Below are 15,427 nucleotides of genomic sequence, written 5' to 3'. Positions count from 1 at the left end.
AAACTGACTACAGTGCCAGGCCGAAGATCGCCCCCATCGATCTAAGGAAGTTGGACATGGGGTTTCTCAAAACAGCGCCTATGCGCTATTTGCTGTTGGTAACCGGTGCCTGGCTGGTTGTTTTCCTGCTCACCCGCAGCGTACTGCTCATTACGCATCTGGATGAAGTCGGCGGCAATCTGCTGCCGGTGTTTGGCGTGGGCCTGCTCTATGACCTGGCTTTTCTAGCCTATGCCGCCCTCCCTCTGGGGCTGTACCTGTTGCTGTGTCCGCCCGCGCTGTGGCGTCGCCGTGGCCATCGCTGGTTCCTGCAGGCAGTGCTCACCGTCAGCCTGTTTGCAATGCTGTTCACCTCGGTGGCCGAATGGCTGTTCTGGGATGAATTCGGCGTGCGCTTCAACTTTATCGCCGTCGACTACCTGGTGTACTCCGACGAGGTACTGAACAACCTGCTGGAATCCTACCCCATCGGCAAATTGCTCAGTTTGCTGGCGATGCTGGCCATCGTGTTGAGCCTGGCCCTGCGCAAGCCATTCAATGCGGCAATGAACGCCCCGCGGCCGCCCATGCGCGGCCGTCTGTTGAATGCCTTGGCGCTGTTGGTCGTCGCGGGCCTGAGCCTGCAACTGATCAGCCAGGACAGCCCACGCGCCCAAGGCGGCAATGCCTACAAGAACGAACTGGCGAGCAATGGCCCGTATCAGTTTTTCGCCGCGTTCCGTAACAACGAGCTGGATTACTCACAGTTCTACAAGAGCCTGCCAACCGAGATCGTGGCCAAGCAGTTGCGCGCCGAACTCAGCGAGCCCAATGCGCGCTTCATCGGCCAGGACCCACTGGATATCCGCCGTGCCATCACCCACCCGGGCACGCTGCGCAAACCCAACATCGTGCTGGTGACCATAGAAAGTTTCAGCGCCAAATACATGGGCAGCAATGGCGACGGGCGCAACCTCACGCCGAATCTCGACGCCTTGCGTCAACAAAGCCTGTACTTCAACAACTTCTACGCCACCGGCACCCGCACCGACCGTGGCCTGGAGGCGATCACCCTGGCCATCCCACCGACGCCGGGACGCTCCATCGTCAAGCGCATTGGTCGGGAGAGCGGCTTTGCCAGCCTGGGGCAACAACTCACGGCCATCGGTTACGACAGCGTGTTTGTGTATGGCGGGCGCGGTTATTTCGACAACATGAACGCGTTTTTCAGCGGCAACGGTTATCGCGTCGTAGACCAGAGCAGCGTGCCCGAGTCGGAAATCTCGTTCAAGAATGCCTGGGGCATGGCGGACGAGGATCTGTACAAACAGACCCTGAAGCTGGCCGATGCCGACTACGCCAAGCAGCAGCCGTTCTTGCTGCAACTGATGACCACCTCCAACCATCGCCCCTACACCTACCCGGACGGGCGCATCGATATCAAATCTGGCAATGGCCGCGACGGCGCGGTGAAGTATACCGACCATGCCATCGGCCAATTCCTGGAAGCGGCGCGTCAGAAGCCATGGTTCGATAACACGATCTTCGTCTTCGTCGCCGACCACACCGCCGGCAGTGCAGGCAAGGAAGACCTGCCCATCACCAACTATCAAATTCCACTGTTCATCTATGCGCCGAAGCTGATCGACGCACGGGAATCGGCGCAACTGGCCAGCCAGATCGACCTGGCGCCGACCCTGCTGGGCCTGATCAACCTGAGCTATGAATCGACCTTCTTTGGCCGTGACCTGTTGCAGGACAACCCATTGCCCCCTCGGGTCGTGGTCGGCAACTACCAGCACCTGGGGCTGTTCGACGGCAAAAACCTGGCGATTCTCAGCCCACGCCAGGGCCTGCGTCGCCACGACGAAGCGCTGGGTAAAAGCCAGGAGTTGCGGGTCGGCAGCGATGACCCGCTGATCCAGCGGGCAATTACCTACTACCAGGCCGCCAGTTATGATTTCAAACAACAACTGCTGAGCTGGAAAGCGCCCAAGGAAGAGGCCCCGGCATTAAGCACGCGCTAACCAAAACGTCCCGTACAGCCGAGTACGGGACTTTTTTATCAGGGTTTACCATGCAATCCCCACCTGTTGTTCCGGTTTCCAAACCTCTCAATTTCTGGCTGTGCCTGGGCATCCCCGCCGGTGCTGTGCTGCTGATGCTATTGCTGCAGCTGACATCGCTGGACATGGACCTCACCAAGCAGTTCTACAGCGCTGCGGGTGGCGGCTTCATCGGGCGTTACAGCTTCTTCCTCGAAGACATCCTGCATGACCGCGCCAAACAGATGGTCATCCTGTTCTCGGTGCTGGCCATTCTGGGGTTTGCCGGTACCTTTATCCTCCAGCGCCTCAAGCCGTACCGCCGCGAACTGGGCTGCCTGGTGTTGTCCCTGGGGCTGGCCACGGCGTTCGTCTCGCCGTTGAAAACCGTCACCGCCGTGCAATGCCCGTGGAGCCTCAAGGAGTTCGGTGGCCAGGAAACCTACAGCGAACTGCTGAGCCCTCGCCCGCCCACCGATAAACCTGGGCGCTGCTGGCCCGGCGGGCATGCGGCAACCGGGTTCGCCCTGTTCGCCTGGTTCTTTGCGCTACGGGATCGTCGGCCGCGGATGGCGCGCAAGGCGTTCATCTTTGCCGTGGCGCTGGGCAGCGTGTTTTCCGTGAGCCGCATGGCACAGGGCGCGCACTTCTTTTCCCACAATGTGTGGACGGCGATTTTCTGTTGGCTGATCTGCCTGGGGCTGTACTGCCTGATACTCTATCGGCCATCGAAGGTCAGGGTGTCAGAAGTGCGTGCATTGAATACGTAGACCGGCCAACCACTTCAGTTACCTCCCTCCCTTATTACGCACCCGCATAAAAAAACCCCGCCTGCATCGCTGCAGGCGGGGTTTTTCAGTCGCCGGGTAAGGCTGGCTTACATCATGCCGCCCATGCCACCCATGCCGCCCATGTCTGGCATACCGCCGCCAGCCGAGCCTTCTTTCTTCGGTGCTTCAGCAACAGCTGCTTCGGTGGTCAGGATCAGACCGCCGATGGAGGAAGCTGCTTGCAGCGCCGAACGAGTCACCTTGGTAGGGTCCAGGATGCCCATTTCGATCATGTCGCCGTATTCGCTGGTTGCCGCGTTGTAACCGAAGTTACCTTTACCGTTCTTCACAGCGTTAACCACAACGCTTGGCTCGTCGCCGCTGTTGGCAGCGATCTGACGCAGCGGTGCTTCAACGGCGCGACGCAGTACAGCGATACCCACGTCCTGATCGGCGTTGTCGCCTTTCAGGTCCAGGATGGCTTCCAGGGCGCGGATCAGTGCAACACCACCGCCAGGTACCACGCCTTCTTCAACGGCTGCGCGGGTTGCGTGCAGGGCGTCTTCAACGCGGGCTTTCTTCTCTTTCATTTCAACTTCGGAGCCAGCGCCAACCTTGATCACTGCAACGCCGCCGGACAGCTTGGCCAGACGCTCTTGCAGTTTTTCACGGTCGTAGTCCGAGGAAGTTTCGGCAACCTGGGCACGGATCTGAGTGATGCGCGACTGGATGTCCTGATCTACGCCAGCACCGTCGACGATGATGGTGTTTTCCTTGGAGATGGTCACGCGCTTGGCGCTGCCCAGGTTTTCCAGGGTGGCGCTTTCCAGGCTCAGGCCGATCTCTTCGGAGATAACGGTACCGCCGGTCAGAACGGCGATGTCCTGCAGCATGGCCTTGCGACGGTCGCCGAAGCCTGGAGCCTTGACGGCTGCAACCTTGACGATGCCACGCATGTTGTTCACAACCAGAGTCGCCAGGGCTTCGCCTTCAACGTCTTCGGAAACGATCAGCAGTGGGCGGCCGGCCTTGGCAACGGCTTCCAGCACCGGCAGCATTTCGCGGATGTTGGAGATCTTTTTGTCGACCAGCAGGATCAGCGGGCTTTCCAGCTCGGCAACCATGGTTTCTGGCTTGTTGACGAAGTACGGGGACAGGTAGCCACGGTCGAACTGCATGCCTTCTACAACCGACAGTTCGTTTTCCAGGCCAGTGCCTTCTTCAACGGTGATCACGCCTTCTTTACCGACTTTTTCCATGGCTTCGGCAATGATGTCGCCGATGGAGTTGTCGGAGTTGGCGGAGATGGTACCCACCTGAGCGATAGCCTTGGTGTCAGCGCATGGCTTGGACAGGTTTTTCAGCTCTTTGACGATGGCGATGGTCGCCTTGTCGATGCCGCGTTTCAGGTCCATCGGGTTCATGCCGGCAGCGACGGCTTTCAGGCCTTCGTTGACGATCGACTGAGCCAGAACGGTAGCGGTGGTGGTGCCGTCGCCTGCGTCATCGTTGGCACGGGAGGCAACGTCTTTGACCAGCTGCGCGCCCATGTTCTCGAAACGGTCTTCCAGTTCGATTTCTTTGGCGACGGAAACGCCGTCCTTGGTGATGGTCGGAGCGCCGAAGCTCTTCTCGATGATCACGTTACGGCCTTTAGGGCCCAGGGTCGCTTTTACTGCGTCAGCCAGGACGTTGACACCGGTGAGCATTTTCTTGCGGGCGGAATCGCCGAATTTAACTTCTTTAGCAGCCATTATCGATATTCCTTAAATACTTTGTAGTAACGGGAAAATGAGCGGGGAAATCAGCCTTCCAGAACGGCGAGAATCTCGTTCTCAGCCATGACCAGCAGGTCTTCGCCGTCGACTTTCACAGTGTTGCTGCCGGAGTAAGGACCGAATACAACCTTGTCACCGACTTTAACGGCCAGCGCACGTACTTCACCGTTTTCCAGAGTCTTGCCTGGGCCTGCAGCGACGATCACACCGTGGTTGGCTTTTTCAGCAGCCGAACCTGGCAGAACGATACCGCCAGCGGTTTTCTTTTCTTCTTCGCTGCGACGGATAACGACGCGGTCGTGCAGAGGACGAAGCTTGCTCATTGTCGATCTCTCCTAATTGTGTTTTTCATCGGCCGGTGTCAGTACCGGCAGGTTAAATCCGGCGGGGCCGGTCGCGGTTCGCTGGGCGAAACGCGGAAGTCTGTCTGGTGTCGCCACCAGAAACCTTGCGGTGACCGTTACATAAGGGCGCATCAGCTTATTACAAGGGGCCGGCGATGAATTTTTTTGCGTCTGCCGGCCCTTAAAAACAACACAGCCCCCGAAGGGGCCGCGCCAGTGAAGCGGTTATTTGCTGTCGCGATGCTCGAACTCACCTTCGATCACATCACCTTCTCGCCCCAACGGCTGGCGCGGAGCCGGGCCGCCACGGGGTTGCAGGTCATCGGCGAATGCGCGTTGGCGAATCGCAGCCTCTTCGGCGCGCTGGCGCATCTTGCCCGCCAGCAGTTTGCGCGTGAACGGCAGCAACATGACCAGGCCGAGCACATCGCTGATGAAGCCTGGCAGGATCAACAGGCCACCGGCCAGGGCCATCATCAGCCCTTCGAGCATGGTTTGTGCCGGCAATTCGCCGCGATTCAGGCTTTCACGGGCACGCAGCGCCGTGGCCAGACCGGCGACGCGCAGCACCAGAACGCCGAGCATCGAGCCGAGAATGATCAGCAGCAGTGCCGGGAAAAACCCGATCGCACCACTGACTTTTACGAATACGAACAGCTCCAACACCGGGAACAGCAGAAAGAGCAATAAAAAAGGGCGCATCAAATGGTTTCCTCAACGCAAGATTGCCTTGCCAGTCCACCTTAGATGACGTCGCCATTTCGTGAATTCAAGCTTCAGCGACGCTTTTTTTCGGCCAGACCTCAGCATGAGCCAAGGAAACCAGGGCCTCGCGCACTTGTGTCGGTGTGTTGCAAGACTCGGCGAACGGCAACCAGTGCAGCGCATGCCCTATGCGCAGGTGCATGCCTTCGCTGTCGATCCCGGCCAGTTGCGCCGGCTCGTGGGTGGGCAAACCGGCCAACTCGACGTAATGGGCGATGGCCTTGGAGTGGTCGGCGTTCATGTGCTCGACCATGCTGCGCTCGGCCGGGCCGGCGAACGGGTTGGCCAGGGTCAACCGGTCAAGCCAGTGAATCGCGCCAAAGCCGCCGATATAGCGGTGACGTACCGGCTTGAGTACCCAGAAGTCGAAGTCGTGGGCCTGGTGATAGTTGGCCGATTCGGGGAAGTAGCGGTAATAGCGTTCGGCGGCCGCTTCAATCGCGGCGGCGTCGTGCAATTGCTCGGCTTCGGCCAGGTAGGTCAGGCGCCCCACTGCCTGCACGTCATCCGCTTCACGCTCGCCGACCAGCAGCGAGCACTTGGGGTCTTTCTGCAGGTTATGGGTGTGTTGGGCAATCCGGCTGATCAGGATCAGCGGCCGGCCTTGCTCGTCCAGGCAATACGGCACGACCGAACCGAAGGGAAAACCGGGCATGGCTTTGGACAATGTGGAGAGGGCTCCACGGTATTCCTTGAGCAACAGCTCTCGGGCGTTCTTGGCAACGTGCGCGCTCAACGTATGACTCCTCGGGAATTCAGTCGCCCATAGCGTATGGGAATGGATCTCAAGCCAAGGTAATCAATATCCGCGCAGGTTGCCAGCGGGCACGAAGCGGATTACCAGGCCACGCCAAACCCTGCGGTGTAGCGGGTCTTGCTCAAGCTGCTTTCCGAGTCGCCGCTGATCACGTCACGCTCGGCCTTGAGATTGAGCGACGCCCACTCGGTGACCTTGTAGCGCAGGCCCATTTCCGCATCGAGGGCATACTCGGCCGGCCCGCCGATAGGCTTGCCCAACTCGCCGGAGGTGAAGAATTCAACTGTCTTGCCGATCAGGTAGCGGTTGTAGTCCCACTTCATGGCCAGGGAATAGAAGTTGTCCTTGCCGCCATCGAAATATTCGTAATCGGTGCGGTTGACCAACGAACCCAGGGAGAACGCGCCGAGCTCATCGTCCCAGAATTGGTAGCCCGGGCCGGTGCCGACAGTGCGTTGGCGGGACAGGTCTTCGACCCTGTCGCGCTTGTAGGTCAAGCGGCCCTGCCAGAACCAGTGCTCGGTGATGAAGCGGTCGAGGTCGTATTCCAGGGACCAGTTGTCGGTGGTGGTGACGTCGTCCTGGAACTCGCGGTTGTACTCGCCCTGCCCGGTGTGGCGCCATTGGCCGTGGCGGGCGGAGGTCTTGAAGTCGATGTCGTAGTCGTTGGTGTCTTTCTCGGCGCGCTTGTAGTCCAGCGCCATGTCGACATTGCCTTTCCACACCAGGTCTTCGATCACCGGCGTGGGCTTGATGATCTGCTGGATGCTGGCCAGTTCCACGGTCTTGGGCGCTTCGCCATTGGCCAGCACCACTTTGCCATCCGCCGCAGCCTGCAAGGATTTGGCTTTCTCACCGGTGTAGGCATCCTGCTTGACCAGCAATTCCTGATCGCTCTCCAGGGTTTTCACCTGCTTCCAATCCACCGGGATAGCCCCCGCATAGTCGGTCTGGATCAGCAGCTTGCCACCGTCGAAGAGCTTGATCTTGCCGGACAGGCGGTCACCGTTCTTTAACCAGACGGCGTCGGCGAGCAAGGGGGTGGAAGCGCTGAAAACAGCAAGGCACAGCAAGGTTCTGGACAACATAAGCAGATAAGGGGCTCAGGATTGGCGAAATAGGGGCGTTATCGTGTTAGATAGCTAGGACTGACTCAATGAATTGTGTTGAGTTCAGTTCTCATCTGCATATTTACAGACGTTTCTTACAAGAAACCGACGATCTGAACGGATATATCCACCGTGAAGCAACCCGCCGAAGCCCCGCAAAGCCCTGCCGAGATGCGCCGCACCGCGCTGTACCTGACGCTGGCGCAAATCCCCGAAGGTTGCGTGGTGAGTTACGGCGAACTGGCCCACCTCGCCGGGCTGGGGCGCGCGGCGCGTTGGGTCGGGCGCACCCTGAGCCAACTGCCCGACGATACCCGCTTGCCCTGGCACCGCGTGCTGGGTGCCGGCGGTCGGATAAGCCTGCCGGCGGGCAGCGCCTCGGGCGACGAACAACGTGCGCGTTTACGCAACGAAGGTGTCGCTATCCTGAACAATCGCGTGGATATTCAGCGTCATGGCTGGCGCCCGGTAGAGCACAGCGGTTAGAGTGCGCGCTTTGTTTCCGTGAATCTGAGGCAGACTCCAGCCCATGCCCCGTAAAACCTGGCGCGCCGCGCTCGCCGCCTATGCCAGCCCCTCGACGTTAGTGCTGTTGTTGCTCGGCTTTGCCGCCGGCTTGCCTTACATGTTGGTGTTCTCGACGCTTTCGGTATGGTTGCGTGAGGCCGGTGTGGCCCGCGAGACCATCGGCTATGCGAGCCTGATCGGTTTGGCGTATGCCTTCAAATGGGTGTGGTCGCCATTGCTCGACCAATGGCGCCTGCCGCTGCTGGGCAAACTCGGACGTCGTCGCTCCTGGCTGGTACTGGCCCAATCGTTGGTGATCCTCGGATTGATCGGCATGGGCTTCTGCGACCCGCAAAAACACTTGTCCTGGCTGATCGCTATTGCGGTGATCGTCGCCTTCGCTTCGGCTACCCAGGATATTGCAGTCGATGCCTATCGCCTGGAAATCGCCGATGACAGCCGCCAGGCTGCCCTGGCCGCCAGCTATATGTCCGGTTACCGCATCGCCGCCCTGCTCGCCACGGCCGGCGCGCTGTTTTTTGCCGAAGGTTTCGGCTCTACCGGTTTCAACTATAAACACTCGGCGTGGACCGGCACCTATGTGCTGTTCGGCGTGCTGATGATTCCGGCGCTGCTGACCACCCTGTTCATGCGCGAGCCCAATGTGCCACTGCGCACCCAGTTGCAGGCCGGACGCTACAGTTTCGTGCATCAGTTGGTGTCGGTGTTTGTGCTGATCGTGCTGTTGGTGTCGGTGCCGGCGACGTTCACCCAGTTGTACAACACCGATTTCGCCAGCGTGCTGTTCCACGGTGTCAGCCTGTGGGAACTGTTAATGGAAGACCGCGCCTTCCTGCGCGCCATCCTCTATATCACCCTGACAACATTGTGTCTGTCGGCCATGGGCCGCCGAGGCCTGGCGCCGGTGCTGACGCCGGTCAACGACTTCATCCTGCGCTACCGCTGGCAGGCACTGCTGCTGCTCGGGCTGATCGCCACCTATCGCATGTCCGATACGGTGATGGGCGTGATGGCCAACGTGTTCTATATCGACCAGGGCTTCACCAAGGACCAGATTGCCGGGGTCAGCAAGATCTTCGGCCTGATCATGACCCTGGTCGGCGCCGGCATGGGTGGCCTGTTGATTGTGCGCTTCGGCATCCTCCCGATCCTGTTCATCGGCGGCATCGCCTCGGCCGGCACCAACCTGCTGTTCGTGATGCTCGCCGACATTGGCCCGGACCTGCAGATGCTGATCTTCACCATCTCCCTGGACAACTTCAGCTCAGGCCTTGCCACCTCGGCGTTTGTCGCCTACCTGTCAAGCCTGACCAACCTCAAGTTCTCCGCCACCCAATACGCGCTGCTGAGTTCGATCATGCTGTTGCTGCCGCGCCTGATCGGCGGGTATTCGGGGGTGATGGTGGAGAAGTTCGGTTATCACAACTTCTTCCTGATCACCTGCATGCTGGGTGTGCCGACGTTGCTGCTGATTGCGCTGCACTGGTATCAAGAGAATCGGCGGATTCGCTTGAATCCGCCGGCAGAAGACTGACAGAGCCTCCCCTTGTAGCTGTAGCGAGCTTCCTCGCGAAGAAGTCACAGACACCGCGTTTACCCCGGTTTCCCGCGTCATCGTTGACGATCTTCGCGAGCAAGCTCGCTCCTACAAACAGCTCTGCGTCCTGATACCTGTACGGCGGCAGTTTGCGCCCGTACAATCCCAAGTCACTTCAAGTCCAAGCAACCGACAACGGCCTACCATGCGTACCAGTCAATATTTGCTCGCCACACTGAAAGAAACGCCTTCCGACGCGGTTGTGATCAGCCATCAGCTGATGCTGCGCGCCGGTATGATCCGCAAGCTGGCTTCTGGCCTGTACACCTGGCTGCCCATGGGCCTGAAGGTGATGCGCAAGGTCGAAGCCATCGTTCGCGAAGAAATGAACGCTGCCGGTTCTCTGGAAGTGTTGATGCCGAGCACCCAACCGGCCGAGCTGTGGCAGGAATCCGGGCGCTGGGAAGAGTATGGCCCTGAATTGCTGCGCTTCAAGGACCGTCATGGCCGCGACTTCTGCGCTGGCCCGACCCATGAAGAAGTGATCACCGACCTGATGCGCAACGAGTTGAGCAGCTATAAACAGCTGCCCCTCAACCTGTATCAGATCCAGACCAAGTTCCGTGATGAGATCCGCCCACGCTTCGGCTTGATGCGCGGCCGCGAGTTCATCATGAAGGACGCGTATTCGTTCCACGCCGACCAGGCGTCCTTGCAGGTCACCTATGACCGCATGCACACCGCCTACTGCAACGTGTTCACGCGCCTGGGCCTGAAATTCCGCCCGGTTGAAGCGGACAACGGCTCCATCGGCGGCGCCGGCTCCCACGAGTTCCACGTACTGGCCGAGTCCGGCGAAGACGATATCGTGTTCAGCAACGGTTCCGACTACGCGGCGAACATCGAGAAAGCCGAAGCCGTGCCACGGGAAACCGCCCGTCCAGCCCCGGCTGAAGAACTGCGCCTGGTGGACACCCCGGACACCAAGACCATCGCGGCCCTGGTGGAAAAATTCAATCTGCCGATTGAAAAGACCATCAAGACCCTGATCGTTCACGCCGAGGAAGCCGGCAAGCTGATCGCCCTGGTGATCCGTGGCGACCACGAGCTCAACGAAATCAAGGCCGCCCAGCAACCGGGCGTGGCCAGCCCGCTGGTCATGGCCTCCGATGCCGAACTGCGCGACGCCATTGGCGCCGGTGCCGGCTCCCTGGGCCCGCTGAACCTGCCGCTGCCGATCATCATCGACCGCTCGGTCGAGCTGATGAGCGACTTCGGTATCGGCGCGAACATCGACGACAAGCACTACTTCGGCGTGAACTGGGAACGCGACTTGCCGGTGCCGACCGTGGCCGACCTGCGTAACGTGGTCGCCGGCGACCCGAGCCCGGATGGCAAGGGCACCCTGGAAATCAAGCGCGGTATTGAAGTCGGGCACATCTTCCAGCTGGGCAACAAGTACAGCAAGGCGATGAAGTGCGAAGTGCTGGGCGAAAACGGCAAGCCGATCACCCTCGAAATGGGTTGCTACGGCATTGGCGTATCGCGCGTGGTTGCCGCTGCCATCGAGCAGAACAACGACGAGAAAGGCATTATCTGGAGTGACGCCCTGGCGCCGTTCCAGGTGGCCCTGGTGCCGCTGCGCTATGAAACCGAGCAAGTCCGTGAAGCCACCGACAAACTGTATGCCGAACTGACGGCCGCCGGTTTCGAAGTGTTGCTGGACGACCGCGACAAGAAAACCAGCCCGGGCATCAAGTTCGCCGACATGGAGCTGATTGGCATCCCGCACCGGATCGTGGTCAGTGACCGTGGCCTGGCCGATGGCAATCTGGAATACAAGAGCCGGACCGAAGCCGAAGCCCAACCGTTGCCGGTGGCTGACGTGCTGTCTTTCCTTCAGGCGCGTATTCGTCGCTGAAAACCAGATCAAGAGAAGTCATGTTCAAGCGAAACACCAGAGCCCTGGGGGGCGCCGCCTTGTGCGGCGCCCTGCTGGTCAGCGGCTGCGCCAACCAGATGTCGCAACGCAGTGAGCACGAGGAGCGGGTCGAGCGTAAGTTGCTCGACCACAGCCTGCAGATCGATGTAGGCGAACCCAAAGTGCTGGAGCTGCCGCAACGCCTGGTTCGCATTCACGAGCAGAAGACCTTCGAGGTCACCGAATTCGAAGTCACCCGTCGTTACGACCGCTACACCCCCTACCAACCCTGGCGCAAACTCTATGAGATGCCGCTGGGCGCGGTCGCTTTGGTGGCCGGCGCGGGCGCCAACGTGGCGAATATCTTCGCCCTCGGCAACCTGCCGACCAGCATGACCCACGACTGGCTGAGCTACGGCATCGACGGCATCAACCCGTTCATGAACGTGCAATCCCACGGGCGTGCGCAACAGAACCTGGCGGGTATCGATGAAGTCCAGCGCGACAAGCGCGTGGAGTATTCGAGCCTGCCCTGGAGCGAACGCCCGGTGCAGGTCACCGCCGGCAGGCAAGTGTATGAAATGACCACCGACCGCAACGGCGTACTGCGCCTGAACCTGTTGGACAGCCCGTTTGCCGAGCAGGATCTGAACCGCATCAGCACCTTGAAGATCAGCGTGGAAGATGGCCAGGACGACGTACATTCGGACTCGACCCTGGCGGTGAGCCACACACTGCGCGGCAAGTTGCTCGAAGCCCACGGCCTGATCTACGACGACCTGGAAGACGACGAAGTCAGCCAGTGGGTCCACCGGGTCAAGCGCCTGTCGGAGTTGGGCCTGGAGGAAGAAGCCAGCGAACTGGAACAGAGCCTGATCGAACTGACCCACAATGATCCGGAGTTGCAGCAGGAATTCCTGCAAGCGCTGACCAAGGACGCGGGGCGACTCGTCGCAGATCCTGGCGCACGCTAAGCCCTCGAAAACGCTGTAGATCTAAATGTGGGAGGGGCGGTGCGACGATTCGACTTGCCCCCGATAGCGGTGACACATTCAACATCTTAGTTGACTGACACACCGCTATCGGGAGCAAGTCGAATCGTCGCACCGCCCTCACACATTTGGTTTCCGGGTTCTACCAGGAGAGTTCGAGTTGTTCGTTGCCGCGGCTCAGGTCGAGCAACCGCACCCCAATCCCTAGCAACCGCACCGGCTTGCCACCGCGATTGAACGCCTGGGTCATCAGCTGTTGATAACTCTCCAGGTCCCGCCCTGCCCCCGCCTGCTCCAGGGTCGTCTGGGTAAAGTCATGAAACTTCACCTTCACGAACGGCTTCCCCGCGCGGTAACTGCTGTCGATGCGCGCGATGCGTCCAGCCAGGGTTTCCATCAGTTCAGGCAGTTTCGCCAGGCAACTTGAAAGATCTGGCAGGTCCACATCGTAGGTATTTTCCACACTGATCGATTGCCGACGACTGTCGTTCTGCACCACGCGCTCATCTATCCCACGCGCCAGGCTCCACAGTCGCTCGCCAAAACTGCCAAATTCGCGCACCAGCGCCAGCTTGTTCCATTCGCGCAACTGCAGGCAGTCTTCGATCCCCAGGCGCGCCAGCTTGTCGGCGGTCACCTTGCCCACGCCGTGCAGCTTTTTCACTGGCAATATCGACACAAAGTCTTCGACCTGGTCCGGGGTGATCACAAACAGGCCATTGGGTTTCTTCCAATCACTGGCGATCTTGGCCAGAAACTTGTTGGGCGCCACACCGGCGGACACGGTGATATGCAACTGATTGGAGACCCGGCGGCGGATGTCCTGGGCAATACGCGTGGCGCTGCCGCCAAAATGCGGGCTGTCGGAGACATCCAGGTAAGCCTCATCCAGGGAAAGCGGCTCGATCAGGTCGGTATAGTCGCGAAAGATGCCGTGGATCTCCTTCGACGCTTCCTTATAGGCATCCATGCGCGGCTTGACGATGGTCAGGTCGGGGCAGAGCTTCAAGGCATGGCGTGATGACATCGCCGAACGCACCCCATAGGCCCGCGCTTCGTAGTTGCAGGTTGCGATCACCCCGCGCCGATCCGCCGAGCCGCCGACGGCCAGCGGTTTTTGCGCCAGGCTCGGGTCATCGCGCATCTCGATGGCGGCGTAGAAGCAATCACAGTCGACGTGGATGATTTTGCGCTGCGTCATATATAAGAAGGGGAGCAATCCAACGGATGGGCAGTATCGCACTCACCCCTGTATATAGCACCAGTAGTTTGATTCTTCCGCTTGAGCGGTAGGAAAATTCTCAGATGAATTTATTTTCTCAATCGAATTTAAGCTGCCAATAGAGCTGAAACCCTCGGCCAGACTGGCCCCGAAGGCTAAACCTGGCTCTGATGGAGAGCTAACCGATTGAAGCACAAGCGCTTTTCTTCGATTCATAGGTTGACACCCCTGCGCTGCGCTGTAGAATGCCGACACACAGACGCGGGATGGAGCAGTCTGGTAGCTCGTCGGGCTCATAACCCGAAGGTCGTCGGTTCAAATCCGGCTCCCGCAACCAGTTTTAAGTACACGTCAAACACCGCCACGACCTCACCGTCGCGGCGGTGTTTTCGTTTGTGCTGATTTTAATGACTGCGACTGAGGGCGCTGGCCGCGCCCGGTTTCAGCTCGATTGCTTGATAAAAATCAACGTTGTGTGCAGCCTTTGGTTGGTAACGTTTACCCGGATGGGCAAGCATCGGAATTCACCTGCCGCAACGGATGAAATAACGCGCCCGTGTGTGCGTCTCGCGGCCTGACAGGTGCTGGTGTACGCCTCAATCGATCTTCACGCCTCCCCACTCAAGGATCGGATCATGACGGCCATCCCGAGTAACGATGCGAAGTGGTCTTGGCGGCGTGTCACAAGGATTGTTCTGATCCTGGTCATCGTCTTGGCAGCCGGTGCCGGTGGCGCCTGGTACTGGTGGCAAAGCCAGCAAGGCAAGTTGCCCGAGGGCATTGTCTCTGGGAACGGCCGCATCGAATCCGACCAAATCGACATCGCCGCGAAGTTGGCCGGACGCGTGCGCGAGGTGCTGGCCCGGGAAGGCGACCTCGTCGCCGAAGGCCAGGTGCTCGCCCGCCTCGATACCACGGAGTTGCAAGCGCAACGCGCCAAATATGCCGCCGACGTGGCTTCCGAGGAGGCCTCGATGCTCGAGGCAAAGGCGACCGTCGTGCAACGGCAGGCAGAACTGACCCTCAAGGAAGCAAAGCTGCGCCGCGCCCTCAAGCTGATCGTCACCGGGGCGATCAGTGAGGACAACCGCGATGAGGCGCAGGGCGAACGCGATTCTGCGCGCGCCGTTCTCGACGCCGCGCAGCGGACTGTGACCGCGCGCGAGCGTTCGGTGGTGGCCGCACAAGCCCTGGTTAATCAGACCGACGCCCAGATCGCCGACACCATTCTTGTGGCGCCCGTGCAAGGGCGTGTTCTGTATCGTCTCGTCAACCCCGGGGAAGTCGTTTCGGCGGGCGGAAAGGTGCTGACGATCATCGACCTGTCCGAAATCTACATGGAGATTTATCTCCCCTCCGAACAGGCCATGCGCGTAACGATCGGGTCGGCCGCACGAATTGTGTTCGACGGTGCCGACTTCGCCGTGCCGGCCAAAGTGAGTTTCGTGTCGCCGGACGCGCAGTTCACCCCCAAGCAGGTCGAGACGCGCAGCGAACGCGACAAGCTTATGTTCCGGGTCAAGCTGCGCATCCCGCCGAGCCTCATCGCGCGCCACCTCAACCAAGTGAAAACGGGCACCCGCGGCATCGGCTATGTGCGCCTCGATCCGAACCCGCCCAATTGGCCGGACACCCTGCAAAAGCGCATTCAGGCCGATCCTGTCGACACTGAGGATTGAT

At 59.9% G+C, this 15,427-nt stretch carries 13 protein-coding genes and 1 tRNA gene; 8 read left to right on the top strand and 6 right to left on the bottom strand.

The window, feature by feature from the left end:
• The first annotated feature begins 56 nt into the window (after window positions 1-56).
• Together C5F70_RS00250 and C5F70_RS00245 are read left to right on the top strand one after the other, a co-directional pair.
• The gene (locus tag C5F70_RS00250; protein ID WP_104902552.1) at window positions 57-2,006 is read left to right on the top strand and encodes an LTA synthase family protein; all 1,950 of its coding nucleotides are present in this window, start codon (window positions 57-59) and stop codon (window positions 2,004-2,006) included.
• Between the two features lie 50 nt (window positions 2,007-2,056).
• Window positions 2,057-2,794: a phosphatase PAP2 family protein gene (locus tag C5F70_RS00245; RefSeq protein WP_017846110.1), complete on the top strand. Its 738-nt coding sequence runs from the start codon at window positions 2,057-2,059 to the stop codon at window positions 2,792-2,794.
• Between the two features lie 107 nt (window positions 2,795-2,901).
• Here the strand turns inward: C5F70_RS00245 and groL are convergent, their stop codons facing one another.
• The 5 genes from groL to C5F70_RS00220 all read right to left on the bottom strand — a co-directional run bounded on the left by groL (window position 2,902) and on the right by C5F70_RS00220 (window position 7,526).
• On the bottom strand, window positions 2,902-4,548 hold the full coding sequence (groL, locus tag C5F70_RS00240) for a chaperonin GroEL (protein ID WP_017846111.1): 1,647 nt from the start codon (window positions 4,546-4,548) through the stop codon (window positions 2,902-2,904).
• Between the two features lie 50 nt (window positions 4,549-4,598).
• Window positions 4,599-4,895, bottom strand: a complete 297-nt coding sequence (gene groES, locus C5F70_RS00235; protein ID WP_017846112.1) for a co-chaperone GroES — start codon at window positions 4,893-4,895, stop codon at window positions 4,599-4,601.
• A gap of 246 nt (window positions 4,896-5,141) precedes the next feature.
• The gene (locus C5F70_RS00230) at window positions 5,142-5,618 is read right to left on the bottom strand and encodes an FxsA family protein (protein ID WP_017846113.1); all 477 of its coding nucleotides are present in this window, start codon (window positions 5,616-5,618) and stop codon (window positions 5,142-5,144) included.
• A 67-nt stretch (window positions 5,619-5,685) separates the two neighbouring features.
• On the bottom strand, window positions 5,686-6,417 hold the full coding sequence (locus tag C5F70_RS00225; protein WP_079444612.1) for a HugZ family protein: 732 nt from the start codon (window positions 6,415-6,417) through the stop codon (window positions 5,686-5,688).
• 101 nt (window positions 6,418-6,518) lie between these two features.
• The gene (locus C5F70_RS00220; RefSeq protein WP_104902551.1) at window positions 6,519-7,526 is read right to left on the bottom strand and encodes a DUF481 domain-containing protein; all 1,008 of its coding nucleotides are present in this window, start codon (window positions 7,524-7,526) and stop codon (window positions 6,519-6,521) included.
• A 192-nt stretch (window positions 7,527-7,718) separates the two neighbouring features.
• On the opposite strand from C5F70_RS00220, the gene C5F70_RS00215 reads away from it, so the two are divergent.
• From C5F70_RS00215 to C5F70_RS00195, 4 genes are all read left to right on the top strand, one after another.
• Entirely contained in the window at window positions 7,719-8,033 is a 315-nt protein-coding gene (locus tag C5F70_RS00215) for an MGMT family protein (RefSeq protein WP_186352037.1), read from the top strand.
• Window positions 8,034-8,076: 43 nt separating this feature from the next.
• Window positions 8,077-9,609, top strand: a complete 1,533-nt coding sequence (locus tag C5F70_RS00210) for an AmpG family muropeptide MFS transporter (RefSeq protein ID WP_017846117.1) — start codon at window positions 8,077-8,079, stop codon at window positions 9,607-9,609.
• Between the two features lie 208 nt (window positions 9,610-9,817).
• Window positions 9,818-11,533, top strand: coding sequence for a proline--tRNA ligase (locus C5F70_RS00200; RefSeq protein ID WP_017846118.1), 1,716 nt, complete (start codon window positions 9,818-9,820; stop codon window positions 11,531-11,533).
• 20 nt (window positions 11,534-11,553) lie between these two features.
• Complete coding sequence (locus tag C5F70_RS00195; protein WP_017846119.1) at window positions 11,554-12,507, top strand: hypothetical protein; 954 nt, start codon at window positions 11,554-11,556, stop codon at window positions 12,505-12,507.
• 160 nt (window positions 12,508-12,667) lie between these two features.
• Here C5F70_RS00195 and dinB read toward each other — a convergent pair whose 3' ends face one another.
• On the bottom strand, window positions 12,668-13,726 hold the full coding sequence (dinB, locus tag C5F70_RS00190; protein ID WP_104902549.1) for a DNA polymerase IV: 1,059 nt from the start codon (window positions 13,724-13,726) through the stop codon (window positions 12,668-12,670).
• A gap of 281 nt (window positions 13,727-14,007) precedes the next feature.
• Between dinB and C5F70_RS00185 the strand changes: the two genes are divergently transcribed.
• Together C5F70_RS00185 and C5F70_RS00180 are read left to right on the top strand one after the other, a co-directional pair.
• Window positions 14,008-14,084: transfer RNA gene (locus C5F70_RS00185), tRNA-Met, on the top strand.
• 298 nt (window positions 14,085-14,382) lie between these two features.
• Window positions 14,383-15,426, top strand: a complete 1,044-nt coding sequence (locus C5F70_RS00180) for an HlyD family secretion protein (RefSeq protein WP_104902548.1) — start codon at window positions 14,383-14,385, stop codon at window positions 15,424-15,426.
• Window position 15,427 lies beyond the last annotated feature (1 nt).

This window comes from Pseudomonas sp. LH1G9 (assembly GCF_002949975.1).
In the GTDB taxonomy this organism is placed as follows: Bacteria; Pseudomonadota; Gammaproteobacteria; order Pseudomonadales; family Pseudomonadaceae; genus Aquipseudomonas; species Aquipseudomonas veronii.
The sequence above is the reverse complement of the archived record's forward strand: the minus strand, read 5'-3'. Positions and strand labels throughout refer to the sequence as shown.